This window comes from Prevotella sp. OH937_COT-195 (assembly GCF_003932845.1).
GTDB lineage: Bacteria > Bacteroidota > Bacteroidia > Bacteroidales > Bacteroidaceae > Prevotella.
The window spans coordinates 1-518 of sequence record NZ_RQZH01000136.1 but is presented as its reverse complement, the minus strand read 5'-3'; the positions used below and the strand labels follow the sequence as shown (position 1 = coordinate 518).

General features: G+C 30.3%; 1 protein-coding gene. It reads left to right on the top strand.

Annotation, left to right across the window (positions count from 1 at the left end; translation table 11 throughout):
* Positions 1-518, top strand: a 518-nt coding sequence (locus EII32_RS11590) for an NAD(P)/FAD-dependent oxidoreductase (protein ID WP_148096845.1), incomplete at both ends; no start/stop codon positions are given.

The following is a 518-nucleotide window of genomic DNA, read 5'->3' as shown; positions in this document are numbered from 1 at the left end:
CATATATATGATATTTATTTTAGTGAAACAGATCAAATTCGCGTTCCTACAGATCTTGCTCAATTAAGAGATATGCTTGAAAGTATTGAACCTAACTCTACACATGGTTTTATGTCCTTTTTAACAGATATATACGAAAGATACGAAATAGCACGAAAATATTTTCTAGAACGTACGTTTAGGAAACCTACAGATTTTTACAATCCTTTTACTATATATCAAGGTATGAAACTCAAAACATTTGATAAAGCAGATAATTTAATTGAAAAATATGTTGATAATGAAAAAATCCAAAAGATGTTAGCGTTTCAAACATTATATATAGGTATCGACCCTAAACGAAGCCCGTCATTGTATTCAATTATACCCATGATAGAGTTAATGTTTGGTGTTCACTTTATAAAAGGTGGTATGTATAGCTTTGTCAGAGCACTTCAAACGCTAAATGAAGAATTAGGTACTCAAATTTATACCAACGCAAACGTTGAAGAAATTATCATTGATGGTAGGTATAAGTG